The 24,456-nt window shown below is 69.2% G+C and carries 24 protein-coding genes and 1 tRNA gene; 13 read left to right on the top strand and 12 right to left on the bottom strand.

Annotated features, from left to right (window positions below):
• Positions 1-370 precede the first annotated feature (370 nt).
• On the top strand, positions 371-757 hold the full coding sequence (locus tag ACIQD6_RS15185) for a DUF6344 domain-containing protein (protein WP_401882250.1): 387 nt from the start codon (positions 371-373) through the stop codon (positions 755-757).
• 187 nt (positions 758-944) lie between these two features.
• On the opposite strand, the gene ACIQD6_RS15180 is transcribed toward ACIQD6_RS15185, so the two are convergent.
• Positions 945-1,625, bottom strand: coding sequence for a DUF5324 family protein (locus tag ACIQD6_RS15180; protein WP_401882247.1), 681 nt, complete (start codon positions 1,623-1,625; stop codon positions 945-947).
• Between the two features lie 468 nt (positions 1,626-2,093).
• On the opposite strand from ACIQD6_RS15180, the gene ACIQD6_RS15175 reads away from it, so the two are divergent.
• Together ACIQD6_RS15175 and ACIQD6_RS15170 are read left to right on the top strand one after the other, a co-directional pair.
• Positions 2,094-2,621, top strand: coding sequence for a peptidylprolyl isomerase (locus tag ACIQD6_RS15175; protein WP_401882244.1), 528 nt, complete (start codon positions 2,094-2,096; stop codon positions 2,619-2,621).
• Positions 2,622-2,763: 142 nt separating this feature from the next.
• Entirely contained in the window at positions 2,764-3,681 is a 918-nt protein-coding gene (locus ACIQD6_RS15170; protein WP_401882241.1) for a rhomboid family intramembrane serine protease, read from the top strand.
• 333 nt (positions 3,682-4,014) lie between these two features.
• Here the strand turns inward: ACIQD6_RS15170 and crgA are convergent, their stop codons facing one another.
• Positions 4,015-4,272 carry a cell division protein CrgA gene (gene crgA / locus ACIQD6_RS15165; protein WP_401882238.1) on the bottom strand — a complete coding sequence of 86 codons (258 nt, stop codon included), beginning with the start codon at positions 4,270-4,272 and terminating at the stop codon, positions 4,015-4,017.
• Between the two features lie 141 nt (positions 4,273-4,413).
• Between crgA and ACIQD6_RS15160 the strand changes: the two genes are divergently transcribed.
• The 5 genes from ACIQD6_RS15160 to ACIQD6_RS15140 all read left to right on the top strand — a co-directional run bounded on the left by ACIQD6_RS15160 (position 4,414) and on the right by ACIQD6_RS15140 (position 8,598).
• Positions 4,414-5,181: a DUF881 domain-containing protein gene (locus ACIQD6_RS15160; protein WP_401882235.1), complete on the top strand. Its 768-nt coding sequence runs from the start codon at positions 4,414-4,416 to the stop codon at positions 5,179-5,181.
• A gap of 185 nt (positions 5,182-5,366) precedes the next feature.
• On the top strand, positions 5,367-5,540 hold the full coding sequence (locus tag ACIQD6_RS15155; RefSeq protein ID WP_401882232.1) for a hypothetical protein: 174 nt from the start codon (positions 5,367-5,369) through the stop codon (positions 5,538-5,540).
• Positions 5,537-6,175, top strand: a complete 639-nt coding sequence (locus ACIQD6_RS15150) for an aminodeoxychorismate/anthranilate synthase component II (RefSeq protein ID WP_401882229.1) — start codon at positions 5,537-5,539, stop codon at positions 6,173-6,175. Before ACIQD6_RS15155 ends, ACIQD6_RS15150 begins: the two co-directional genes overlap by 4 nt.
• Positions 6,172-7,728: a class E sortase gene (locus ACIQD6_RS15145; protein WP_401882226.1), complete on the top strand. Its 1,557-nt coding sequence runs from the start codon at positions 6,172-6,174 to the stop codon at positions 7,726-7,728. The genes ACIQD6_RS15150 and ACIQD6_RS15145 overlap by 4 nt, the downstream gene beginning before the upstream one ends.
• A 36-nt stretch (positions 7,729-7,764) precedes the next feature.
• Positions 7,765-8,598 carry a class E sortase gene (locus ACIQD6_RS15140; RefSeq protein WP_401882223.1) on the top strand — a complete coding sequence of 278 codons (834 nt, stop codon included), beginning with the start codon at positions 7,765-7,767 and terminating at the stop codon, positions 8,596-8,598.
• A 165-nt stretch (positions 8,599-8,763) separates the two neighbouring features.
• Here the strand turns inward: ACIQD6_RS15140 and pknB are convergent, their stop codons facing one another.
• The 6 genes from pknB to ACIQD6_RS15110 form a co-directional block, all read right to left on the bottom strand.
• Positions 8,764-10,776 (bottom strand): Stk1 family PASTA domain-containing Ser/Thr kinase, encoded by a 2,013-nt coding sequence (gene pknB, locus ACIQD6_RS15135; RefSeq protein WP_401882220.1) that lies wholly within the window; start codon positions 10,774-10,776, stop codon positions 8,764-8,766.
• A gap of 168 nt (positions 10,777-10,944) precedes the next feature.
• Entirely contained in the window at positions 10,945-12,411 is a 1,467-nt protein-coding gene (locus ACIQD6_RS15130; protein WP_401882217.1) for a peptidoglycan D,D-transpeptidase FtsI family protein, read from the bottom strand.
• Positions 12,408-13,832 (bottom strand): FtsW/RodA/SpoVE family cell cycle protein, encoded by a 1,425-nt coding sequence (locus ACIQD6_RS15125; RefSeq protein WP_401882214.1) that lies wholly within the window; start codon positions 13,830-13,832, stop codon positions 12,408-12,410. The genes ACIQD6_RS15130 and ACIQD6_RS15125 overlap by 4 nt, the downstream gene beginning before the upstream one ends.
• A 29-nt stretch (positions 13,833-13,861) precedes the next feature.
• On the bottom strand, positions 13,862-15,358 hold the full coding sequence (locus ACIQD6_RS15120) for a PP2C family protein-serine/threonine phosphatase (RefSeq protein ID WP_401882212.1): 1,497 nt from the start codon (positions 15,356-15,358) through the stop codon (positions 13,862-13,864).
• A gap of 141 nt (positions 15,359-15,499) precedes the next feature.
• Positions 15,500-16,030: an FHA domain-containing protein gene (locus ACIQD6_RS15115; RefSeq protein ID WP_401882210.1), complete on the bottom strand. Its 531-nt coding sequence runs from the start codon at positions 16,028-16,030 to the stop codon at positions 15,500-15,502.
• A 10-nt stretch (positions 16,031-16,040) separates the two neighbouring features.
• On the bottom strand, positions 16,041-16,925 hold the full coding sequence (locus ACIQD6_RS15110) for an FhaA domain-containing protein (RefSeq protein WP_401882207.1): 885 nt from the start codon (positions 16,923-16,925) through the stop codon (positions 16,041-16,043).
• Between the two features lie 316 nt (positions 16,926-17,241).
• Here ACIQD6_RS15110 and ACIQD6_RS15105 point away from each other — a divergent pair.
• Positions 17,242-17,325: transfer RNA gene (locus tag ACIQD6_RS15105), tRNA-Leu, on the top strand.
• A gap of 383 nt (positions 17,326-17,708) precedes the next feature.
• On the opposite strand, the gene ACIQD6_RS15100 is transcribed toward ACIQD6_RS15105, so the two are convergent.
• Positions 17,709-18,323, bottom strand: a complete 615-nt coding sequence (locus ACIQD6_RS15100; protein ID WP_401882204.1) for an FMN-dependent NADH-azoreductase — start codon at positions 18,321-18,323, stop codon at positions 17,709-17,711.
• A 113-nt stretch (positions 18,324-18,436) separates the two neighbouring features.
• Between ACIQD6_RS15100 and ACIQD6_RS15095 the strand changes: the two genes are divergently transcribed.
• The 4 genes from ACIQD6_RS15095 (at position 18,437) to ACIQD6_RS15080 (ending at position 21,995) form a co-directional block, all read left to right on the top strand.
• A complete protein-coding gene (locus ACIQD6_RS15095; protein ID WP_401882201.1) occupies positions 18,437-18,787 on the top strand; it encodes a winged helix-turn-helix transcriptional regulator in 351 nt (116 codons plus the stop codon).
• Between the two features lie 173 nt (positions 18,788-18,960).
• The gene (locus ACIQD6_RS15090) at positions 18,961-20,409 is read left to right on the top strand and encodes a DUF2252 domain-containing protein (RefSeq protein WP_401882198.1); all 1,449 of its coding nucleotides are present in this window, start codon (positions 18,961-18,963) and stop codon (positions 20,407-20,409) included.
• 49 nt (positions 20,410-20,458) lie between these two features.
• The gene (locus ACIQD6_RS15085; protein WP_401882195.1) at positions 20,459-21,484 is read left to right on the top strand and encodes a hypothetical protein; all 1,026 of its coding nucleotides are present in this window, start codon (positions 20,459-20,461) and stop codon (positions 21,482-21,484) included.
• A 163-nt stretch (positions 21,485-21,647) separates the two neighbouring features.
• Positions 21,648-21,995, top strand: a complete 348-nt coding sequence (locus ACIQD6_RS15080; protein ID WP_401882192.1) for a rhodanese-like domain-containing protein — start codon at positions 21,648-21,650, stop codon at positions 21,993-21,995.
• Positions 21,996-22,167: 172 nt separating this feature from the next.
• Here the strand turns inward: ACIQD6_RS15080 and ACIQD6_RS15075 are convergent, their stop codons facing one another.
• The 3 genes from ACIQD6_RS15075 to paaC are packed head-to-tail and all read right to left on the bottom strand — an operon-like array spanning position 22,168 to position 24,455.
• Complete coding sequence (locus ACIQD6_RS15075) at positions 22,168-23,229, bottom strand: 2Fe-2S iron-sulfur cluster-binding protein (RefSeq protein WP_401882191.1); 1,062 nt, start codon at positions 23,227-23,229, stop codon at positions 22,168-22,170.
• Positions 23,230-23,733: a 1,2-phenylacetyl-CoA epoxidase subunit PaaD gene (paaD, locus tag ACIQD6_RS15070; protein WP_401882188.1), complete on the bottom strand. Its 504-nt coding sequence runs from the start codon at positions 23,731-23,733 to the stop codon at positions 23,230-23,232.
• A gap of 5 nt (positions 23,734-23,738) precedes the next feature.
• A complete protein-coding gene (paaC, locus tag ACIQD6_RS15065) occupies positions 23,739-24,455 on the bottom strand; it encodes a 1,2-phenylacetyl-CoA epoxidase subunit PaaC (protein WP_401882884.1) in 717 nt (238 codons plus the stop codon).
• Position 24,456 lies beyond the last annotated feature (1 nt).

The raw sequence follows: 24,456 nt of genomic DNA, 5'->3' as shown, positions 1-24,456 counted from the left end.
TGGGTGCGGGCTGTTGGTGGCTTATCACTAACATGGGGCCGGGTGCCCTTACGGGGTGCGGGGGGGGGCGCCGGGCGGTTCCACCGTCTGGGGCGTTCCGGCCTGTTCAGCAGGCCGGAACGCCCTTCTCGCCATTTTCCCGGCCAGGTTCCGGGTGTGCTCACGGACCGCTTTCGCGGGGCTGGTTGGACCGTACGAGTGGTGTTCATCCGAAGAGCTGCGGACTGTCGGCGTCGCTCCGTGGATTTTCGAGATGCGTACACATCATGAGGAAGGTATGTAGATCGACCAACCCGAAATCAACCCACCCAAAACCAACTAACCCGAAATCTACCAACCCGGAAATCGACCAATCCGAAAGCGAGGGGTCATGGCCACCTTCAAGGTCAAGAAACTGTGGACCGTATTCATCACCGCGTTCTTCGCGGTGCTCGCCTCCCTGGGACTGTCCACTCCGGCCGCGGCCGCCGGCGCCGCCGTGCACCAGCCGGCCGAGCAGCCCGCGCCCGCACCCGCCGCGCACCAGAACGCCAAGTCCGCGACGGCCCGGGTGCCACTGCCCAGGTCGATGCCACGTGACCGGTCGCTGCCGCCCACGATCAAGCAACGTATCCGTGCCGAGGCGCACGGTTCGTCACCGTCGGTCCGTCACCTGCCGGCCAGTCCGCTGAACGAGGCCGACGCCCCCACGCTGCGTGAGATGCGCGACGTACGTGAGAGCGCGTCCGCCGCCGGCGCGGCCTCCGTCGCGGCGTGAGGCACCGGGATCACCGCGGTCTCCCGGCGCCTCACGAACTTGCTACGTCACCTGGTACGTCCCCCGTGGCACAGCCCCCGTCGCGACGAACGCGACGCACGGTCTGTGATCGGCGGCAGGGACAAGGACGTCGAGGACACCAGTGCCGTCAAGGACGCCAGAGACGTCAGGCAATGCGCGGAGGACGTCAGGGACGATCGTCCCGGTCCGCTTCCGCCTCCGCCTGTTTGGCCTGTACCTCGGGGTCGAGCGGATCGACCACATGGCTGCCGTCGACGGACGTCAGCGGGTCGCGGTCCGAGACCTCGGTCGCGGCGGGCGGTTCCACCAGCCAGTCCGGATTCGCCTGCTTGTCCCACCACTTCCAGGCGGCGAAAGCGCCGCCGGCCAGCACTCCGAGGACCGCGAGGCCCTTGGCCACCCGGCCGGCCCTGGCCCGCCGCTCGTGCTTCCTCACCAGCTTCTGGATCTCTTTCGCCGTGACCTGTCCGCGCAGAGCGGCCAGGGCGGCCGCCGAACGCGCGGCGGCCTGTTCGGCCATCGGCTGTGCGGTGGCCACTGCCTGCTCGACCCGCGGCACCGTGTAGTCCGCCGCCTGACGGGCGGCCGTGCGGGTGCGGACGGCAGCGCGGTGAGCCGCGACATCGACCTTTGGAGGTACGCGGGGCGCCACATGGGCGCCGTACTGAATACGAGCCTGCTGGGCGGCCTTCGACATAGTCGGGGCGAGCCGTACGCGCGCCTCGTTGGCATACAGAGCGGCCTGCTCCTTGGCCGTACCGGCGTAGGGGGCCACCGCTTCCGCGGCGTGCTGCACGCTCTCCTTCGCCGAACCGGTAGCGGCGCGCACGCTGTCCATGCGGGTCACAGGATCATCCTCCTCGGTGGCGTTCCGTATTTCGCCTATCCACCCTTTGCGAAATCATGCCCGCCGGGCTCGGTCTCGGCATGTGATGCGGGCATCCGGGTCAGTGGGTGGCGACATGGGTGATGTTCGGGCATTGCGGTCCAATACGAGCCGAGCGGGAGCTTGTGGACGACAATGCCACGCTTCGCCTCGGCATGCGCGGGTCCTGACGTGACTCAGCCGTCGGTCCTGTTTTCGGCATGCCCTCGTTGCGTCCTCGATCCAGCCTCCTCCGTGTCGGCTCTGCGCCGGCTCTTTCCGCACTCTGTCTGTTGTCTGTGGTTCTGCTGCCCTGTGGATCTGCCTCCATACGGCCCCGAAATCGCCCCAAGTCGGGCGTAAAGCATGTTCGGGGGCAGCGGCCGGGCGGTATCCGGGCCTCTCATGCGAGGATCGTGCGAGTCAGAGAAGACTTACGGAAGGCAGATCGTGGCCGAGCAGCTTTACGCCACCCTGAAGACCAACCAGGGCGACATCGAGATTCGGCTCCTGCCGAACCACGCGCCGAAGACGGTCAAGAACTTCGTCGAGCTCGCGCAGGGCGAGCGGGAGTGGACCCACCCGGCGACCGGTAAGAAGACCACGGACCGGCTGTACGACGGCACCGTTTTCCACCGTGTGATCAGCGGTTTCATGATCCAGGGCGGGGACCCGCTGGGTAACGGCACCGGCGGCCCGGGGTACGAGTTCGAGGACGAGTTCCACCCGGACCTCGCCTTCGACAAGCCGTACCTGCTGGCCATGGCCAACGCCGGTCCGGGCACCAACGGTTCGCAGTTCTTCATCACCGTGTCGCCGACCGCCTGGCTGACGCGCAAGCACACCATCTTCGGTGAGGTCACCAGCGAGGCCGGCAAGAAGATCGTGGACGCCATCGGCGCCACCCAGACCAACCCGCGCACCGACCGTCCGGTGCAGGACGTGGTGATCGAGTCGGTCGTCATCGAGACCCGCTGACCGCTCACAGACAGTCCGGATCCCTGGTCCGGATCCCCGGTTCGGGGAACCTTCCCGCCCTGCCCGTCCGTAGTGGTTACATACCGGACGGGCGGGGCGGTGCGCTGTGTGCCGTCCGCCGTCACGAGGACCGAGGGGACCGATGGACCACCCGCCAGGAGGCCGTGGAGGCCAGGACCAGCCCGCCGTCAGTGAGGGTCCGCCCAGCTGTTACCGGCACCCGGGCCGGGAGACGGGCATAAGCTGCACCCGCTGCGAGCGCCCCATCTGTCCGGAGTGCATGGTCAGCGCCTCCGTCGGATTCCAGTGCCCGGACTGTGTCCGCGGTTCCGGTACGGGGCGCGGGGCGACGGCCGCCGCGCCGCGCACCCTCGCCGGCGGCACGATCGCCGCCGATCCCCGGCTGCTCACCAAGATCCTGCTGGGCATCAATGTCGCGGTCTTCATCGCCGTTCTCGCGGTGGGTGACAACTACCGCCTCGTCGCCGATCTCGATCTCATCGGGATTGCCCGCGATCCTCAGCTCGGCCAGGTCGTCGGCGTGGCGGACGGTGAGTGGTACCGACTGGGCACCGCGATGTTCCTGCACCAGGAGGTATGGCACATCGGCTTCAACATGCTGGGCCTGTGGTGGCTCGGCGGCCCGCTGGAAGCGGCGCTCGGCCGGGTCCGCTTTCTGGCGCTCTACCTGCTCTCCGGCCTGGCCGGCAGTGCCCTCACCTACCTCGTGGCCGCGCCGAACCAGCCCTCGCTGGGCGCTTCCGGCGCCATCTTCGGTCTGCTCGGCGCCACCGCCGTACTGATGCGCCGGCTCAACTACGACATGCGGCCGGTCCTCGCCCTGCTGGCGCTGAACCTGCTCTTCACGTTCACCTGGGCCGGTATCGCCTGGGAGGCGCATGTCGGTGGCCTGGTGGCGGGTACGGCGATCGCGATAGGCATGGTGCACGCGCCTCGTGAGCGCCGGGCGCTGGTGCAGTACGGCACGTGCGCGCTGGTGCTGGTGGCGACGGTCGTGACCGTCGTGGTCAGGACGGCGTCGCTGACTTCGGGCGCCTGAGGCGGCTTCCGGCGTCCGAGGTGACCTTCGGTCGGTGTCCGAGGTGACCGTCGGTGTCTGAGGCGGCTTCCGGCCAGGACGGCCCGTACTCCACAGTTGTCCACAGTGTGTGCCGGATCTTGTGCATCCTGTGGGGAACATGCGTGCCCCTTGTCGCCAATGTGGGTTTGACCAGTGGCGACAAGGGGCGTCGGCGTCATCAGAATGGCGGATGCAGTCACACCGGCGTCAACATCTCGTGGAGTTATCCACAGATCGTCTGACCTTTTCCCCTGCTGTGGACAACGCTGTGGATAAGTAGGGGTAGAGCTTGACGGTGGGGTGGTGGACCGGCTACTTCCACTGGGTGGAGACGCCGAAGCCGGCGGCGATGAAGCCGAACCCGACCACGATGTTCCAGTTCCCGAAGCTCTTGACCGGAAGGTCGCCGTCGGTCACATAGAAGACGACGATCCAGGCGAGCCCGATCAGGAACAGGGCGAGCATGACCGGTGCCACCCAGCTCCGGTTGGTGAGCTTTATGTTGACCGCCTGCTTCGCGGCCGGCGGCGGCGTGAAGTCGGCCTTCTTGCGGATACGTGACTTCGGCACGAGGGACTCTCCTGTCGATGCGCTGCGTGACCGCGCAGGGGGACGAAAAGGGGTGCCGGGGTGGGGAGCAGGGGGAACACCACCGTCCCCGGGCGTCCGTTAGCGTAGTGCTTCCGTGGCGCCTAAGGAGATAAGGGTACGTTGAGCAATTCCGCCGACTCTCCCCCAGGGCCGGTCCGCCGATCCGTCCGACGGCCCGTCCGGCTGCTCACCGCTGCCGTCTTCGCGCTCGCCGGACTGATCTTCGTGACCAGTTTCAACACGGCCAAAGGCACGAACATCCGTACCGACGCCTCGCTGCTGAAGCTCTCCGACCTGATCCACGAGCGCGACCGCAAGAACCACGAGCTGGGTGACAGGACCGCCGCGCTACGGCACGACATCGACACCCTCGTCAGCCGCGACGACGGCTCCACCGAGGCCGAGAACGCCAAGCTGCGCGCCCTGGAGAAGACCGCGGGCACGGAGAAGCTCACCGGCCAGGGGCTCACCGTCACCCTCGACGACGCGCCGCCGAACGCCACCGCGAACCCCGGTTACCCCGAGCCGCAACCCAATGACCTCGTCATCCACCAGCAGGATCTCCAGGCCGTCGTCAACGCCCTGTGGGACGGCGGTGCCGAGGGCATCCGCGTCATGGACCAGCGGTTGATCTCCACCAGCGCGGTGCGGTGCGTGGGCAACACGCTGATCCTCCAGGGGCGTGTCTACTCTCCGCCCTACAAGATCACCGCTGTTGGTGACCAGGACAGGCTCCGTAAGGGACTCGCCGACTCCCAGGCGCTCCAGAACTACCAGCTGTACGTCAAGGCGTACGGCCTCGGCTGGAAGGTCGACGAGCTCGGCAGGACGACGCTCCCGGGCTACTCGGGCACGGTGGATCTTCACTACGCGAAGCCCGTCGAGTAGCCGGCGTCGGTCCGGCGTCCGCTCCGGGCGTCCGTCCGGATCCGTTCCGGGCGTCCGTCCGGGTGTCTGTGACGAAGAGCAAGCCCGAACCTCAGTACACCTGACGCATGCGCCGCCCATGTGTCACCGTCGCCCTTTAGTCTGGTGCGGTGCCGCCTGGGGCGGCACCGAACGGAAGGGACAGCATGTACGGCTGGATCTGGCGGCATCTGCCGGGCAACGTGTGGCTGCGGGCGTCGATCTCGCTCGTGCTGGCGCTCGCCGTCGTCTTCGTGCTGTTCCAGTACGTCTTCCCGTGGGCGGAGCCGTTGCTGCCGTTCAACGACGTGACGGTCGACGGAGCGGGGGCCGCCTCATGAGCGCGCGCATCCTCGTCGTCGACAACTACGACAGCTTCGTCTTCAACCTCGTCCAGTACCTGTACCAGCTCGGTGCCGAGTGCGAGGTGCTGCGCAACGACGAGGTGGCCACCTCGCACGCCGAGGACGGCTTCGACGGTGTCCTGCTCTCCCCCGGGCCCGGTACCCCCGAACAGGCCGGTGTCTGCATCGACATGGTGCGTCACTGCGCCGGTACCGGCATGCCCGTCTTCGGCGTCTGCCTCGGCATGCAGTCGATGGCCGTGGCGTACGGCGGTGTCGTCGACCGCGCCCCCGAACTGCTGCACGGCAAGACGTCCCTCGTCACGCACGAGGGCAAGGGCGTCTTCACGGGACTGCCCTCACCGTTCACCGCGACCCGCTACCACTCGCTCGCGGCCGAGCCGGCGGAACTGCCGGCCGAGCTGGAGGTCACGGCCCGGACCTCGGACGGCATCATCATGGGCCTGCGCCACCGTGAACTGCCCGTCGAGGGAGTGCAGTTCCACCCCGAGTCGGTCCTCACCGAATACGGTCATCTGATGATGGCCAACTGGCTCGCGCAGTGCGGTGATCCGGGCGCGGTGGGCCGGTCGGACGGCCTGGCGCCGGTGGTGGGCAAGGCACTCGCGTGACCGCACCCCGTCCCGGCGACGACGCTGGTTACGGAGGCTCCCACGAGCAGGGAGCGTACGGGGACGCCGGCGAGTTGGAGGCGGCGGTCGACGGGCTGGCGGATCCGCTGAGCGATCCGCTTCCGGGCCAGCGGCAGCCGCCTCGGGAGAGACCCGGGCAGGGGCGGCACCGCGGGCCGCGGCGGGACCAGCAGGAGCCCCCGGGACCTCCGGGGATCCCCGGGCAGCAGGAGCAGCGTGGAGGCCCGGGACAGCCGGAGCACCGCAGACCCCCGGACGCGCCGTGGCTCCCGGGCGACGGCCTCGGCACGGCGCCCGTACCGGCCCCACAGCCCCCGGAGCCGGAGTGGTCCGGCGACTACTACCGCCAGTACGCGGAGCAGGACCCGCAGGGGGAGTGGTCCGGCGGCGCCCCGTACTACGCGCAGGGGCCTCAGGGGCCTCAGGGGCCGGACCGGGCCGCCGCCGTACCCGATCCGGCCACCGATCCCGCATCCGCCGCTCCACCCCCCGTACCCGCCGCTGACGCACCTGCCCCTGACGTACCCGCTCCTGTTCTGGACGACCGGACGGTCGGGCTCCGTACGGCGGACACCCGCCGCGCGGCCGAGCCGGGTGCCGGGAGATGGTCCGAGTCCCAGCCCGGGACGGGTTCCGGGGACGGTTCCGGGGCGGGGGCGGGCTCCGAGGCCGCTCGTGGCCGGGAGGAGCCGGAGACGCCCACCGGAGGCCGCGCCGAGCGCCGTAAGGCGGCCAAGGGCGGCAGCCGGGCCCGTAAACGCCCTGAGCCCCCGGCGGCCGAGTCCGAGCACGGCTCGGTAGGCGGCGCGCCCTCCCGGCCGCTCTCCCGTGTGGAGGCGCGCCGCGCGGCACGCCTCCGTAAGGAGAGCCCCGCTGTCATCGCCAGCCGCGTGGTCGGCGAACTGTTCATCACCTTCGGCGTCGTGATGCTGCTGTTCGTCACGTATCAGCTCTGGTGGACGAACATCCGGGCCGGGATGTACGCGGGCCAGGAGACGAACAAGATCCAGGACGGCTTTGCGAACGGCAGGAAGCCCGGTGCCTTCGAGCCCGGCCAGGGCTTCGCCATCATGCACATCCCCAAGCTGGACGTCGTCGTGCCGATCGCCGAGGGCATCAGCAAGTCCAAGGTCCTGGACCACGGCATGGTCGGCCACTACGCGGAGGGCAGGCTCAAGACGGCGATGCCCGACGACAAGCAGGGCAATTTCGCGGTGGCCGGTCACCGCAACACCCACGGTGAACCGTTCCGGTACATCAACCAGTTGAAGCCCGGCGACGAGATCATCGTCGAGACGCGGGAGGCGTACTACACGTACGACATGGCCAGCATCCTGCCGCAGACGCCACCGTCCAACGTGAGCGTGATCCGTCCCGTACCGGCGGGTTCGGGGTTCACGAAGGAGGGGCGCTACATCACGCTGACAACCTGCACACCGGAGTTCACCAGTACCTATCGCATGATCGTGTGGGGCAAGATGGTGGAGGAACGGCCACGCAGCAAGGGCAAGCCCGACGCTCTCGTCGGCTGAGGCCGATCGGAAACGACAGGGACGGGGACGGGTGCGGTGGCAGCGAGGACCGACAACGACGAGCAGAACGGCACGCCGCCCCCGCCGGACCCGCCCACGACCGAAGCGGCACCCCCCTCGGACCCCGATCCAGCCCCTGATCCGGCCCCTGAACCGGCCTCTGACGCGGTAGCGGCCCGTCGGCCCCGGACCCGGGGCTGGATCGCCGGCACGGTCAGCGTCTTCGGTGAACTGCTCATCACCGCCGGTGTGGTGATGGGCCTCTTCGTCGTCTACTCGCTGTGGTGGACGAATGTCCTGGCCGACCGCGAGGCCGCCAGACAGGGCGACGACGTACGGCACGGCTGGGCGCGGGGCGCCACCGGCGACAGCCCCCGGACCTTCGACTCCGAGGACGGCATCGGTTTCCTGCACGTTCCCGCGATGGGCAAGGGCGAGGTGCTGGTCAAGAAGGGCACCAGCACGTCGTCGCTGAACAACGGCACCGCCGGCTACTACACCGAACCCGTCAAGTCGGCGCTCCCCTGGGACAAGAAGGGCAACTTCACGCTGGCCGCGCACCGCGACGGCCACGGCGCGAGGTTCCACAACATCCACAAGCTCAAGGACGGCGATCCGGTCGTCTTCGAGACCCGCGACACCTGGTACGTCTACAAGGTCTTCAAGGAGCTGCCGAAGACCTCGAAGTACAACGTGGACGTGCTCCAGCCGGTCCCCAAGGGATCCGGGAAGACCAAGCCGGGCCGCTATCTCACGCTGACGACCTGTACGCCGGTCTACACCTCGGACTACCGCTACATCGTGTGGGCCGAGCTCGTCCGTACGGAGAAGGTCGACAAGGAGCGCGCGCTCCCGCCGGAACTCCGCTGAGGAGCGCCTGAGAAGCCTGACGAACTGTACGGAGCAGACGAGCTGTACGGAGCAGACGAGCCGTACGGAACAGACGAGTCGTACGGAACAGAAAGAACAGCCCCGGCACCCGATGTGAGGGTGCCGGGGCTGTTCACGTGCTTCGGTCCGGGGACCTGGGCGAACCTAACCGGTGGCGCCGCCGAAGAAGCCGCCGTTGTCACCATTGTTGCCGTTGTCACCGTTGTTGCCGTTGTTGTTGCCACCCAGCGTGGTCAGGGTGACGGTGTCTCCCTTGTTGACCTGCTGGCCGGCTCCAGGATCGGCCTTCACCACGAGGGCGTTGCCGTCGTTGGACGAGCCCGGCGCGAGCGAGACATTCAGCCCCAGGCCCTGGAGCGCGGCCTGTGCCTCTCCGAGGCGCTTGCCGACGATGTCGCCAGGGATCTGGACCGGCTGCTGCTGCGGGCCCTTGGAGACGCTCAGGGTGATCTGGGCGCCCTTGGCGGCCTGCGTGCTGCCGCCCGGGGACTGCGCGGTGACGGTGCCGGGGGGCTGATCCGAGTCCACCTGGGTCCGTGCGACCGTGAAGCCGAGCGTCTTCAGCTGCGCCTCCGCGCTGTCCGCCGCCTGACCGGTCACGTCCGGTACGGGGATCTTGCTCTGCTTCGCGATCGTCAGCGTGATCGTGGACTTCTGCTCGGCCTTCGCGCCGCCCTTGGGATTCTGATCGAGGACCGTGCCGGGGTCCTGTTCCGAGGACTCGGCCTCCTCGGTCTTGACCTCGAAGCCGTCGTTCTTGAGTATGCGGCTCGCGTTGTCGACGTCCTTCTGCGTGACGTCGGGAACCTTGACCTGGGGGGCGCCCTCCGAGACGACGACCTGGATGGTCTCGTCCTGGTTCATCTTGCCGCTCTCGGGGTTCTGGCTGCAGATCGCCCCCTTGGGCTCGTCGCAGCGTTCCGAACCCGATTCGGCCACCTTCACACTCGCGTTGCTCGCGAGCTGCTCGGCCTCTGAGAGGGTCTTGCCGACGAGTTGCGGGACCGGCACCTGGCTGTTGTCGCCGGCGTTGCCGGGGAAGATCGACCGGCCGATGAGGATCGCGCCGATCAGCACCAGGACGCCCGCGACCACCAGCAGGATGGTCGAGGTGTTGGACTTCTTCGGGGGCTGCCGACGCCGCTCCCGGCGCTCGTCGTACCCGTCGTAGCCGCCGTCGTTCGGGTTCACCGGCGGCAGCATCGCCGTCTGGCCGCCGGCCGGTTCGTGCTGGCGCAGCGCCGCCGTCTGCTGGTCGCCGCCGCCGTAACCGCCGCCGTAGCCGACCGCGCCCATGGCGGCCGTGGCCGCGACGGGCTGCCCGTCGAGGCAGGCCTCGATGTCGGCGCGCATCTCGTCGGCGGACTGGTAGCGGTAGTCCGGGTCCTTGACCAGGGCCTTCAGCACGATCGCGTCCATCTCGGGCGTGATCTCGGGGTCGAAGACGCTCGGCGTCTGCGGCTCTTCCCGGACGTGCTGATAAGCCACCGCGACCGGGGAGTCGCCGATGAAGGGCGGCCGGACCGTCAGCAGCTCGTACAGCAGACAGCCGGTGGAGTAGAGGTCGGAGCGCGCGTCGACCTGCTCGCCCTTGGCCTGCTCCGGGGAGAGGTACTGGGCGGTGCCGATGACGGCCGAGGTCTGCGTCATCGTCATACCGGAGTCGCCCATCGCGCGGGCGATGCCGAAGTCCATGACCTTGACCTGGCCGGTGCGCGTCAGCATGACGTTGGCCGGTTTGATGTCACGGTGCACGATGCCGTTGCGGTGCGAGTACTCCAGCGCCTGGAGGATGCCGACCGTCATTTCGAGCGTGCGCTCGGGCAGCAGTCTGCGCCCGGAGTGCAACAGCTCACGCAGGGTCGATCCGTCGACGTGCTCCATCACGATGTACGGGAGGGAGACGCCGTCGACGTAGTCCTCGCCCGTGTCGTAGACGGCGACGATCGCCGGGTGGTTGAGCGAGGCGGCTGACTGGGCCTCACGGCGGAACCGGGCTTGGAAGGACGGGTCGCGGGCGAGATCCGCCCGCAGCGTCTTCACGGCGACGGTGCGGCCGAGCCGGGTGTCATGGGCGAGGTAGACCTCTGCCATGCCACCACGGCCGAGCACCGAGCCCAGCTCGTACCGGCCGCCGAGGCGACGCGGCTCTTCCATAACTGTTCCAGCCCTCTCCGTCGGTCCCGACCGCACCCGTGTGTGGTCCGGCGGTGTGCTGCTCGCGCCTACGCTACCGGGCACGCCGTATGCCGTTGGCCCGTAACGGTGACCTGATATACGACCGGTATCGCAATGTGCAGATATGGACGTGAGGCGTGACCGGCGTCACTCCTTGCTGTCGACGACTGCCTTCATCACGCTCTTGGCGATGGGGGCGGCGAGACCGCCACCGGAGATGTCGTCACGGCTGGCCTCCTCGTCCTCGACGACGACCGCGACCGCGACCGGCGAACCGCCGTCCGTCTTGGCGTACGAGATGAACCAGGCGTAAGGGTTCTTGCTGTTGTTCTCGCCGTGCTGGGCGGTACCGGTCTTGCCGCCGACCGTCACTCCCGGGATCTGCGCGTTCTTGCCGGTGCCGTCGTTGACGACGGTCTCCATGACGCTCTGCAGTATCTGGGCGTGCTCCTGGCTCAGCGGCCGGTTCATTTCCTCGGGCTCGGTCTGCTCGAGCACGTCCAGGTTGGGCGCTTCCAGCCGGTCGACCATGTACGGCTTCATCAGCTTGCCGTCATTGGCGACCGCGGAGGCGATCATGGCCATCTGGAGCGGGGTGGCGCGGGTGTCGAACTGGCCGATGGAGGAGAGCGCGGTCTGCGAGACGTTCATGTCGTCGGAGAAGTACGAGGCATCGGCCCGGACCGGGGTGAAGTGCTCCGCGTTGAAGCCGAACTTCTTCGCGGTCTCCAGCATCTTGTCCTTGCCGAGGTCCGCTCCCAGCTTGCCGAAGACGGTGTTGCAGGACATCCGCAGCGCCTCGCGGAGCGAGACGTTCTTGCAGGGGATGTTGTTCTCGTTCGGCAGCGGACTGGTGGTCCCCGGCATGATCCAGGGCAGCGGCGAGTCGGTCGCCGCGTCGGGGTCCGTGACCGTGCCGTGCTCCAGGGCGGCGGCGGCGGTGAGCACCTTGAACGTGGAGCCGGGCGGGTAGGTCTCGCGCAGGGCGCGGTTGAGCATCGGGTCGTTGGCGTCGTTCTTCTTACCCAGCGCGGTCCAGGCCTTGCTGTCCTTGTCGCTGTTGCCGGCGAACTTGGAGGGGTCGTAGCTGGGAGCGGAGGCCAGCGCGAGGATCTTGCCCGTCTGCGGGTCGAGGGCCGCGACGGCGCCCTTCTTCTTGCCCAGGCCCTTGAACGCGGCCTTCTGGGCGGCGCTGTTCAGGGTGGTGACGACATTGCCGCCCCTCTGCTTCTTGCCCGTGAACATCCCCATGGTGCGGTCGAAGAAGAGCCGGTCGTCGTTGCCGCTGAGGACGCCGTCCTCAAGATTCTCGATCTGGTTGGCGCCGAAGGCCTGCGAGGCGTAGCCGGTGACGGGTGCCCACATGGGGCCGTCCGTATAGGTGCGCTTGTACGCGAAGTCGGTGCCGTCGGTCTTGGCGGAGCCGGTGATCGGCTTGCCGTCGACGATGATGTTTCCGCGCTCGTGGCTGTAGCGCTCGATGAGCACCCGGCGGTTGTACTCGTGCGTGTTCAGCTCTTCGGCGCGGCCGTACTGGATCCAGTTGACCCGGATCAGCAGGGCGAGGACGAGGAGCCCGCAGAAGATCGCGATGCGGCGCAGGGGCTTGTTCACGGTCGGACCACCTGGGTCATCTCGGCGTCGGGTGACGGGGCGGGAGCCGGTGCGGGCCGACGTGCGGTGTCACTGATACGGATCAGGATGCCGATCAGAGCCCAGTTGGCGAGGATCGAGGAGCCACCGGCCGCGAGGAACGGCATGGTCATACCGGTCAGCGGGATGAGGCCCAGGACGCCGCCGGCGACGACGAAGACCTGGATGGCGAAGGCGCTGGAGAGGCCGATCGCGAGGAGCTTGCCGAACGGGTCGCGGGCGGCCAGGGCCGTACGTACACCGCGCTCCACGATCAGACCGTAGAGCAGCAGGAACGCCATCGTGCCCGCGAGACCGAGTTCCTCGCCGACGGTGGTGAGGATGAAGTCGGCGTTGGCGGCGAAGCCGATGAGGTCGGAATTCCCCTGGCCGAGCCCGGCGCCGAGGGTGCCGCCGGAGCCGAAGGACATCAGGCCGTCGGCGATCTGCTGGCAGGCGCCGCTGCCGTCTGTCTTGTAGCAGGCGAAGGGGTCGAGCCAGGCATTGACACGGGACTGGACGTGCGGCTCGAAGGTCGCGACGCCGACGGCCCCTCCCACGGACATCAGCAGACCGAAGACGATCCAGCTGGTGCGCTCGGTCGCCACGTACAGCATGACCACGAAGAGACCGAAGAAGAGCAGCGAGGTGCCGAGGTCGGTCTCGAAGACGAGGATCAGGATCGACATCGCCCAGATGGCGAGGATGGGGCCGAGGTCACGGCCACGCGGCAGATAGAGCCCCATGAAGCGACGGCTGGCGAGGGCCAGGGCGTCGCGTTTGACCATCAGATAGCCGGAGAAGAAGATCGCGATGATGATCTTGGCGAACTCACCGGGCTGGAGGGTGCCGAAACCGGGGATCTGGATCCAGATCCTGGCACCGAACCGGGGCGGGAAGAACACCGGCAGGATGAGCAGCACCAGCGCCACGGCCATGGAGATGTAGGTATAGCGCTGCAGGATGCGGTGATCCTTCAGGAGGATCAGTACGGCCGCGAAAAGAGCGACGCCCAGCGCCGCGAACATCAGCTGCTTCGGGGCGACGGGTTTGAAGGGGGAGTTGTAAGCGATCTCGGCGAGCCGGATCAGCCGTGGCGACTGGTCGAGGCGCCAGATCAGTACCAGACCGAGGCCCTGGAGCAGCGTCGCCAACGGCAGCAGCAGCGGATCGGCGTAGCGGGCGAATTTCCGCACCACGAGGTGTGCGACGGCCGCGAGCAGGCCGAGTCCCAGCCCGTAGCCCAGCATTCCGGAGGGGACCTCGCCGTCCATGGCGAGGCCCACGTTCAGGTACGCGAACACCGGGATGGCGACCGCGAAGGCGAGCAGAGCCAGCTCGGTGTTGCGCCGGCTCGGTGCGTCGATCGCGCCGATGGTGGTCGTATTGGTGACAACGCTCATGGTGGTGAAGGGCCCCCTACGGCCGCCTACTACTGCTTCCCGCAGTTCGAGGCCACTTTTTGCTCGTCCTCCGAGAGGCTGGGGCCTGGAGTGGGAGCTGCTTTCGGCTTGATGTCGGTGGTCTTCGCGGAGGAGTTCGTGCCGGTCGTGCCGCCGCCGGCTTCGCCGGTGACCGCGTCGGCCTGCTTGTCGGCCGCCTGGCGGCGCAGCTCGTCCTTCTTGCAGGCCGACGCCTGGACGGAGAGCTCCTCGATCTTGACGCGTCCGTCGGCCAGGCTGCCCTCCGCGATGGTGGCCTCGACCTGCTTGCGCTGGTAGTCCGGGAGGTACTTGAGTTCGATGTCCGTTTCTTTCTCCACCTTGGAGAGCGAGAGCCAGCCCAGATCCTGGCTGATGCCCCGGTAGAGCGCGACATGTTCCTTGTCGGCGCCGACGTAGTACTGGGTCTGCGTCCAGCGGTAACCGCCGTACAGACCGCCGCCGACCACGGCCAGCGCGAGCACGGTGTAGAAGGATCTCATGAACCACTTACGGCCCGTACGTGGTTTGGTGAAGTCCCCGTCGCTGTATGCGCCGAAGCTGCCCTCGGGCGGCATGCCGTCGTAGTCGGAGCTGTCACCGCTGCCGGGCGGGCCGAAGCCGCCGCCGGGCTGCTGCGGTACGCCGCGGCCGAGGCCGGCCGCACGGCCCGCGGGGGTCTGCATCGCGGCGTCCTCGGCGGAACTCAGCGGGAGCTGGTTCTCGGCGACCGCGCCGACGACGACCGGGGTGTCGTTGAGCTGACCGGCCAGGGTGTCGTTGGTCTCGGCGTCCAGGACGTCGGCCACGATGCAGGTGATGTTGTCGGGGCCGCCGCCGCGCAGGGCGAGCTGGATAAGGTCCTGGATGGTCTCCTGCGGGCCCTGGTAGCCGGCGAGGGTCTCTTCCATCGTCTGGTGGGAGACAACGCCGGAGAGGCCGTCCGAGCAGATCAAGTAGCGGTCGCCGGCGCGGACTTCACGGATCGAGAGATCGGGCTCGACGTGGTCGCCGCTGCCCAGCGCGCGCATCAGCAGGGAGCGCTGCGGGTGGGTGGTGGCCTCTTCCTCGGTGATCCGGCCCTCGTCGACCAGCCGCTGCACCCAGGTGTGGTCCTGGGTGATCTGGGTCAGGACGCCGTCCCGGAGCAGGTACGCGCGGGAGTCGCCGACGTGGACGAGGCCGAGCCGCTGGCCGGTCCAGAGGAGCGCGGTGAGCGTGGTGCCCATGCCCTCCAGCTGGGGGTCCTCCTCGACCATCACCCGCAACTGGTCGTTGGCGCGCTGCACCGCCGTACCGAGCGAGGTGAGGATGTCCGATCCGGGCACGTCGTCGTCGAGCTGCACGAGCGTGGAGATCACCTCGGAGGAGGCGACCTCACCGGCGGCCTGGCCGCCCATGCCGTCGGCGATGGCCAGCAGCCGGGGACCGGCGTAGCCGGAGTCCTCGTTGCCTTCCCGGATCATGCCCTTGTGCGATCCGGCGGCGAAACGCAGAGAGAGACTCATGCGCACCTCGCCCGTCGGCTCGCCGGTCGACTGTCGCGCCAGCCGGTCTCGAGCCACACTGCCCACCCTCCGGTCGGGAGCCTGCTGCGGTCCGCTGTCGGGACCGCTGCGGCTCGCTCGCTCCGCTCGCTCATTGTCGTACTACTTCCGCAGCTCGATGACGGTCTTGCCGATGCGAATCGGAGCGCCCGGCGCGATCGGTGTCGGGCTGGTGAGTCGGGTCCGGTCGAGATACGTGCCGTTGGTGGACCCGAGATCCTCGACGATCCACTGGCCGTCACGGTCCGGGTAGATCCTGGCATGCCTGCTGGACGCGTAGTCGTCGTCCAGCACGATCGTCGAATCGTGCGCGCGGCCCAGCGTGATGGTCTGCCCCTGGAGCGCCACCGTGGTTCCGGTGAGGGTGCCCTCGGAGACGACCAGCTTGGTGGGTGCTCCCCGGCGCTGACGACCGCCGGACTGCTGTTGCTGCTGGCGCTGCTGCGGCGGCGATGCCGCGGCAGCGGACTGGCGCGTCTGCTGCGGACGGGAGTCGGCATTGCGGCGTGAGCCGCGCTGCGTGACGCGTGTTCCGAACAGATCGCTACGAATGACCTGAACGGCCACGATCACGAACAGCCACAGAACGGCCAGAAAACCTAGCCGCATGACCGTCAGGGTCAGCTCTGACATTGCCCCCGCTTCACCCTTCGGCTTGCCTGTAAACGATGGTGGTGTTGCCCACGACGATCCGCGAGCCGTCGCGGAGCGTAGCGCGGGTGGTGTGCTGTCCGTCTACCACGATGCCGTTGGTGGACCCGAGATCCTGGATCGTAGGGGGCGTTCCGGCGCGGATCTCGCAGTGCCGGCGGGAGACGCCGGGATCGTCGATCCGTACGTCGGCGTCGGTACTGCGGCCCAGGACGAGGGTCGCACGGGAGATCTGGTGGCGGGTGCCGTTGATCTCGATCCAGCGGCGCACCTGGCCCTGCGGCATGGCGCCGGAACCCGGCCCCGCGCCGTGTCCCGCCGCTGGTCCGGGGCCTGCGGACGGTCCTCGTCCCGCCGAGGGCGAGGCTCCGGAGCCGGGCGGCGGAGCGGCCGGCATCGGGGGCGCCGCGCTCGGCGGATATCCGTAGCCGCCGGGGGCACCGCCGCGGCCGGCCGCGGCCGGCGAGGCGCCGGCGGGGCCCTGCTCGGAAGCCTGTGACGAACTCGACGCCAGAGTGCGGCTGCGTACCCGGTACAGACCGGTGTCGAGGTCCTCCGCCTTCTCCAGATGGACCTTGATCGGGCCCATGAAGGTGTAGCGCTGCTGCTTCGCGTAGTCGCGGACCAGCCCGGACAGCTCGTCGCCGAGCTGGCCGGAGTAGGGGCTGAGCCGCTCGTAGTCGGGCGTGCTCAGCTCCACGATGAAGTCATTGGGTACGACGGTCCGCTCGCGGTTCCAGATCGTTGCGTTGTTGTCGCATTCGCGCTGGAGGGCGCCGGCGATCTCGACGGGCTGGACCTCGGACTTGAACACCTTCGCGAAGGTGCCGTTGACCAAACCTTCGAGACGCTGTTCGAAACGCTTCATGACTCCCATGGGGCACCTCCTCCGTCGTTGCCGTCCTGGTACTGCTTACTGATCGTATCCACGCGCAGGGAAATCGGGTGGTTCCCCTTGTCTGCCCCGTCCATGAGTGTCACCTCTCACACGGGATCGTAGAGGCGGCCTGCCGACAGTGTCCCGCACCCTGGGAGTACACAGGAGGAGCGGGTGGCGACCGGTTCAGGTTCCCTGTTCCGCCGCCGGGTCGTCCAAACAATCGGATGTGAACCCACCCTCGCCAGCGTGCTAATCTTCTCGAAGTCGCCAGGAGCGCACACCAGCAGGTGAAGCACCAAACGACACACCCAATGCGCGGGTGGCGGAATAGGCAGACGCGCTGGATTCAGGTTCCAGTGCCCGAAAGGGCGTGGGGGTTCAACTCCCCCCTCGCGCACAGAAGAGAAGCCCCGCAGGTCATCGACCTGCGGGGCTTCTTCGTTTTTCGTTCGTGGACGTCTTCGGTTCTCCGGACGTCTTCGGCTCTCCGGGGTTCTCCGGACGTCTTCGGGGGTGGGTTCGGCTTCGCATTCCGGCCGGTTTCTTGTCCGGTTCGCTGTGGCTGTGGCTGTGGCTGTGGCGGCGCGGTGTGAGAGATGCCTCCCGCAGGGCTGAGGCCCTGCGGGAGGCATCTCCCGGCTCTCGGCGGTGTCCTGGTACGCCCGTGATCCTCGGCGCGTCCGCGCTCGGGGCGTCGGGGCGTCGGGGCGTCGGAGCGCTCGCGGTGCCGAAGCGCCGGCGGTGTCGGAGCGTTCGCGCGGTGGACGCTCAGGGGTGGGGTCAGGCCGAGAGGCGGGCGGCCAGGGCCTTGGCCTTCTGGGTGGCCTCTTCGTCGGCCTTGGCGCGGGACGCGTCGGCGAGCGGGATCAGTTCGGCCATCTCCGGCTTGGAGCGGGCCAGGGTCAGCTCCGGGACGATGAAGTCGATCTCGGTGACGCCGAACATGCCGTTCAGCACCTTCTCCAGGTAGTTCTGGACGAACTCGAAGTCCTCACGCGGGGTGCCGGGAGCGTACGAGCCGCCGCGGCTGGCGACGATCGTGAACGGGGTGTCCGCCAGCGTGCTGTCGGGGCCCGCGTTGTGGCCGACGATGATCGCCTGGTCCAGCCACGCCTTCAGGGTGGACGGGATCGAGAAGTTGTACATCGGTGCGCCGATGAGTACGGCGTCGGCCTCGGCCAGCTCGGCCGCGAGCTCGGCGCGCAGTTCGTTCTCCGCGCCCGCCATGACGGCGGCGGTGTCCAGGTGCGGCAGCGGGGTGGCGGCGAGGTCGCGGTAGATGACCTTGCCCTCCGGGTGCTGTTCCGTCCAGGACCGGACGAAGGCGGCGGTGATGTCACGCGAGGCGGAGCCCTCGGGGAAGACGGCGGAGTCGATGTGCAGAAGCGTGGCCATGACGGTCTCCATGGGTGGCGCGGGACGGGCGGATGAAAAATCCGTATGCACTATGGATAACATAGTCGCTTACTTTTTTTCATCCCGTTGGCCCGGGCCAGTACTCTGTGCGTATGGCGGACCACAGCGAGGACGCGTGCAAGAAGGTCGACGTGGGCATCACGCGGGTCTTCGGGCTGCTCGGCAAGCGCTGGACCGGGCCGATCATCTCCGTACTGATGGAACGGGCGGCTTACTTCGCCGAGCTGCGGCGGGCGATCCCGGGCATCAGTGAGCGCATGCTTTCGGACCGGCTGACCGAGTTGGGGGCGGCGGGTCTGGTCCTGCGTGAGGTCGACGAGGGGCCGCCGCTGCGTGTCTCGTACCGGCTGACCGAGGCGGGGGCGGCGATGGAACCCGCGCTGAAGGAACTGTCGCTGTGGGCCGATTCCTACCTGTGGAAGAAGCCCGAAGAACCCTGTTAGGGCGTGGTCCCGGGGCGGCTTGGGACGTGATGGTTCATGGTGGTCCCGGCGCGGCCGGTCAGCTGCGCGGGAGTTGTCCACAGGCGAGGACGGTTGTCCGCGCTCGGCGGTACCGTCGTGGGCAGTTGATCTCACGCGAGGTCGGGTTACGAGTACGGGGGAGGCGACACGCCATGGGCGAGGTCGAGGCAGTGGTGTCCGGACGGCGGACGGCTTCCGGGCGCATTCCCGAGGTGCCGGGGTTCGCGCCGCGTATGGGCGCCGCCGATGCTCCCAAGGCCCGGGGGAAGGCGCTGCGGGACCGGGTGCCGCGGTCCTCGCACGACGCGGTGGCGTTCGGGGCGGGGCGGCCCGACGCGGTGCGGGCCGTCGAGGAGTCGAGCCGCGGTCGGGTGTCCGAGCTCGTGCCGATCCGGGTGGGACGGATGGCCGCGACGCCCTTCGCCTTTCTGCGGGGCGCCGCCGGGCTGATGGCGCACGATCTGACGGGTACGCCGGTCACCGGCGTCGGTGCGCAGATCTGCGGTGACGCGCATGCGGCGAATTTCGGCCTGTACGGAGACGCGCGGGGCCGGCTCGTCATCGATCTCAACGACTTCGACGAGACCGTGGTCGGTCCCTGGGAGTGGGACGTCAAGCGGCTCGCCACCTCGCTGGTGCTGGCCGGCCGGGAGGCGGGTGCGGACGAGGACACCTGCCGGCGAGGGGCGTACGACGCGGTGGGCGCCTACCGGCGCACGATGCGGCTGCTGGCGAAGCTCCCGGCGCTGGACGCGTGGAACGCGATCGCCGACGAGGAACTCGTCTCGCACGCGGACGCGCGCGATCTGGCCGGCACGCTGGAGCGCGTCTCGGAGAAGGCCAGGAACAACACGAGCGCGCGGTTCGCCGCCAAGGCCACCGAGGCGCTGGACGACGAGAGCGGGGAGGGCTCCGCGGGACGGCGCTTCGTGGACGCTCCGCCCGTGCTGCGGCGGGTGCCCGACGAGGAGGCCGCGGCGGTCGCCGCCTCGCTGGAGGAGTACCTGGGCACGCTCTCCCAGGACCGGCTGCCGCTGCTCGCGCGGTACGCGGTCCACGACGTGGCGTTCCGGGTGGTCGGCACCGGGAGCGTGGGGACGCGGTCGTATGTGGTGCTGCTGCTCGACCACCGGGGCGAGCCGCTGGTGCTCCAGGTGAAGGAGGCGCGGGCCTCCGCCCTGCTGCCGCATCTGCCGGCCGTCGGATTCGAGGCACCCGAAGTGGTGCACGAGGGGCGCCGCGTGGTTCTCGGTCAGAAACGGATGCAGGTGGTGAGCGACAACCTGCTGGGCTGGACGACCGTCCAGGGCAGGCCCTGTCAGGTACGGCAGTTCAGGAACCGCAAGGGGAGCGTGGACCCGGCGGCGCTGCCGGCCGACCAGGTGGACGACTACGGCCGGATGACCGGGGCGCTGCTGGCCAGGGCACACGCCCACAGCGTGGATCCGCGCCTGGTAGCCGGGTACTGCGGCAAGAACGAGGAGCTGGACACGGCCGTCGCGGCCTTCGCCGTGGCGTACGCCGACCGGACGGAGGCGGACCACTCCGCGCTGGTGGCGGCCATCAGGAGCGGGCGGACGGCGGCCGAGCTCGGGGTGTGACAGCCGGGCAGGGGACGGAGGCGGCCGCGATCGCCCGTAGGCTGGACGGGTGATGCACGACGCCCCTGGGGAGCCGACGATCCGTAACGAAGACGAGCAGGACGTACGAGACGTGCCGGATGCCGCGGAGTCCACGGCGGCCGTGGGCCTGAGCGGCGCGGCGGATGCCGGGCCGGGGGAGTCGTCGGCGGCAGGTGACAGGGGTGACGAGGCAGTCACGTCCGACGCGGCAGCCACGGCTACAGCATCGGAAGCGGCCGTGGAGGCTGCGGCCGAGGCAGAGAGGGCCGACGCGGCCTCGTCGCGGCCCGAGGCGCGGCTGGAGAAGGCCGTGCGCGCAGCCGAGCAGGCCCTGATCGAGTTCGAGATCGCTCTGGAGACCTTCCGGATCGAGGTGGAGAACTTCTCCCGGCTGCATCACCAGCGGCTCGGCCCGATGTATGCCCGGTTGGACGAGCTGGACGCGATGATCGCCGAGGCCCGTGCGGCTCGTACCGGCGACCCCGAGGATCTGCGCAAGGCGCGCGAGGCCCGTGCGATCGTGCAGCCGATGCCTGGCATCGAGGAGCTGTTCCACGACTGGCTCGACTCCGACGGCCTGTCGTCCGAGGCGGCGGCGATGCTCACCGGTCAGCAGGTGCGGCCGCCCAAGCGGGTCCGGCCGAGCGACGAGGCACGCAAGCTCTACCGGGATCTGGTGCGCAAGGCGCACCCGGACCTGGCGCGGGAAGACGCGGAGCGGACCCGCCGCGAGGAGTTCATCACGCGGGTCAACGCGGCGTACGGGCGCGGGGACGAGCCGCTGCTGAAGGAACTCGCCGAGGAGTGGGCGGCGGGTCCCGCACCGCGGGCGCCCCAGCTGAGTGAGAGCGAGGAGCTCTACGCCCGGCTGGAGTGGCTGTCGCAGCGCAAGGAGATGCTGACGCTCGTCGCCAAGGAGCTGGAGGAGAGCGCGATCGGAGCGATGCTCAAGATGGCGCCCGACGACCCGGACCGGCTGCTGGAGGAGATCGCCGAACAGTTGCTCGCGGAGGTCTCCGAGCGTGAGACACGACTCGCCGGGCTGGTGGAGTAGGTTTTCCGGAGCCCCGGACCGGGGCCCGTCCTGGCTCCGGACCGGATTCCGTCCTGGCTCCCGCAGGGATCCCGGCACCGGATTCCGGTACCGGGTTCTGGCGCCGAGCCCCGGCGCCGGATTCGGCTTCGGCACCGGTCCCGTACGAGAGAAGGCGACACTCATGAATTTCGCTCCGCTGCCCTCGGTCGACGCCGCGGCGGTTCCGTCCGACAGTCTGGTGCTGGACGTCCGCGAGGCGGACGAGTGGGCGGCCGGTCATGTCGAGGGTGCGCTGCATGTCCCGATGAGCGACTTCGTCGCCCGTCTCGGCGAGGTGACCGAGGCAGTGGACGGGGGCCGGAGGGCGTATGTGATGTGCCGGGTCGGTGGCCGCTCGGCACAGGTCACCCAGTATCTGGTGCAGCAGGGCATCGACGCGGTGAACGTGGACGGCGGCATGCTCGCTTGGGACGGTGCCGGGCGTCCGATGGTCACCGACGACAACGACAGCCCGGCGTTCGTCCTCTGAGGCACGCCCGACCCTAGGAGCGGGCACGGGCTGAGACCGGCCGCTCGGCCGCCGCAGCGGATCGGAACAAGATCGGACCGGTCTGGCCCCCCCCGGACGCGGAGCCGGCCCGGGTGCCGAACTCGGACCGGCTGGAGCCGTCCCGGCGAGGCCCCGGCCCAGGGCTCCGGTGTCAGCGGTCGAAGTCCAACTCCACCTCCGCGGTGGCCGGATGGGACTGGCAGGCCAGTACATAACCGGCTTCGGTCTCTTCCGGTTCGAGCGCGAAGTTACGGTCCATCCGGACCTCGCCCGAGACCAGGAACGCCCGGCAGGTCCCGCACACACCGCCCTTGCACGCGTACGGCGCGTCCGCGCGGCTGCGCAGCACGGTCTCCAGCAGGGAATCCCCGTCCTGGACCGGCCAGGTGCCGGAGCGGCCGTCGAGGGTCGCGGTGAGGGTGCTGTGGGCGGGAGCCCGGACCGCGGCCGAGGACGCGGCCGGCGTGGCACCGGCCGCCGCGTCGTCGACGTGGAAGATCTCCTGGTGGATACGGGCCCGGGGCACCCCGAGTCCGCGCAGCGCGCGTTCGGCGCCGACCACCAGACCCAGCGGGCCGCAGAGGAACCAGCCGTCGACATCGGCCACCGGGAGCAGCGCGGGCAGCAGTCCGCTGAGCCGCGCCCGGTCCAGCCGCCCGGACGGCAGCCCCGCCTGCTGCTCCTCCCGCGAAACCACGCTGACCAGCTGAAAGCGGTCCGGATAGCGGTCCTTGAGGTCGGCGACCTCCTCCAGGAACATCGTCGAGGCCACCGTGCGGTCGCTGCGGACCAGACAGAACCGGGCATCGGGCTCGCGCGCCAGCAGGGTGGCCGCGATCGACAGCACTGGGGTGATGCCGCTGCCGCCCACGATCGCCGCGAACCGCCCGGCACGGGGCGTGAGTACGAAACGACCGGCCGGCTCCATGACCTCGACCAGGTCGCCCACGGCCAGCTCCTTGAGGGCGTATGTCGAGAACTCTCCGCCGTCGACCAGCCGGATGCCCACCCGCAGCACGGGGTCGGCCCCGGCCGGCGTGCAGATCGAGTACGTACGCCGGATCTCCTCGCCCCCTGAGGTGCGGCGCAGGGCGATGTGCTGGCCGGGGAGGTGCCGGAACGTCTCGCGCAGCTCGGGCGGCACGGCGAAGGTGACGGCCACCGCGTCGTCCGTGAGCCGCTCGACCTCGCTGACCCGGAGCGGATGGAACATCTACAACTCCTTGAAGTGGTCGAACGGTTCGCCGCAGGCCGTGCAGCGGCGCAGCGCCTTGCAGGCAGTGGAGGAGAACCTGCTCAGCAGCTCGGTGTCGGTCGAGCCGCAGTGCGGGCAGCGCAGGGAGAGCGTCAGCGGCACCGGTCCGTCCACGGTGTGCGGGCGGGGCGGAGCTATGCCGAACTCCGCGAGCTTGCGCCGGCCTTCGGCGCTGATGTCGTCCGTCGACCAGGCCGGGGAGAGGACCGTGACGACCGAGACCTCCCGCATCCCGTGCTCCCGCAGCACGCGCTCGATGTCCGAGGACATCGCCTCGATCGCCGGGCAGCCGGTGTAGGTGGGGGTCAGCTCGACCCGTACCTTCCCGGGGCCCGACACCTGGACCGCACGCAGCACGCCCAGCTCCTCCAGCGTCACCACCGGCAGCTCGGGGTCGGGAACGGCACCGGCGAGCTCGCGCAGCTCCGCCTCCAGCGCCGTGGAGGCGACGGGGGAACCCATGCCGGTCACCATGACGCGCCCGGGTGGCTGCGGTGCAGATGCTGCATCTCGGCGAGCATCCGCCCGAACGGCTCGGTGTGCAGTCCCTGCCGGCCCGCGCCCGCTGTCCAGGCCCCGGACCGGGGCCCGTCCGGCACCGGCAGCGTCGCCCGCTCCAGCACGGCGTTGATGGAATCGAGCCAACTTCCCTCCAGGGCCTGCCAGTCGATCTCCAGCCCTTCGACGGGCCGGAACATCTCGCCGGTGAACCGCCAGAGCGCCGAGCAAGCTCGCCGCATCCGCTCGTGGCTCTCGCCCGTGCCGTCGCCGAGCCGCAGTGTCCAGTGCTCGGCGTGGTCCTGGTGGTACGCGACCTCCTTGGCCGCCTTCGCCGCGAGTCCGGTGAACTCACTTTCCCCCGCAGCCAGTTGCCGGTACAGAAACAGCTGATAGGTGGAGAAGTAGAGCTGGCGGGCGATCGTGTGCGCGAAGTCGCCGTTCGGCTGCTCGACCAACTGGACGTTACGGAAGGACCGCTCCTCGCGGAGATAGGCCAGCTCGTCCTCGTCCCCCACGAGCGAGAGCAGGATCCGCGCCTGGCCCAGCAGGTCGAGGGCGATATTGGCGAGGGCGACATCCTCCTCCAGTACCGGGGCGTGACCCGCCCACTCCCCCAGCCGGTGCGAGAGCACCAGCGCGTCGTCGCCGAGGGCGAGGGCCGCCGCACGGGCCGGGGCCGTCATC

The organism is Streptomyces sp. NPDC088400 (genome assembly GCF_044753355.1).
Lineage (GTDB): Bacteria > Actinomycetota > Actinomycetes > Streptomycetales > Streptomycetaceae > Streptomyces.
The sequence above is the reverse complement of the archived record's forward strand: the minus strand, read 5'-3'. Positions and strand labels throughout refer to the sequence as shown.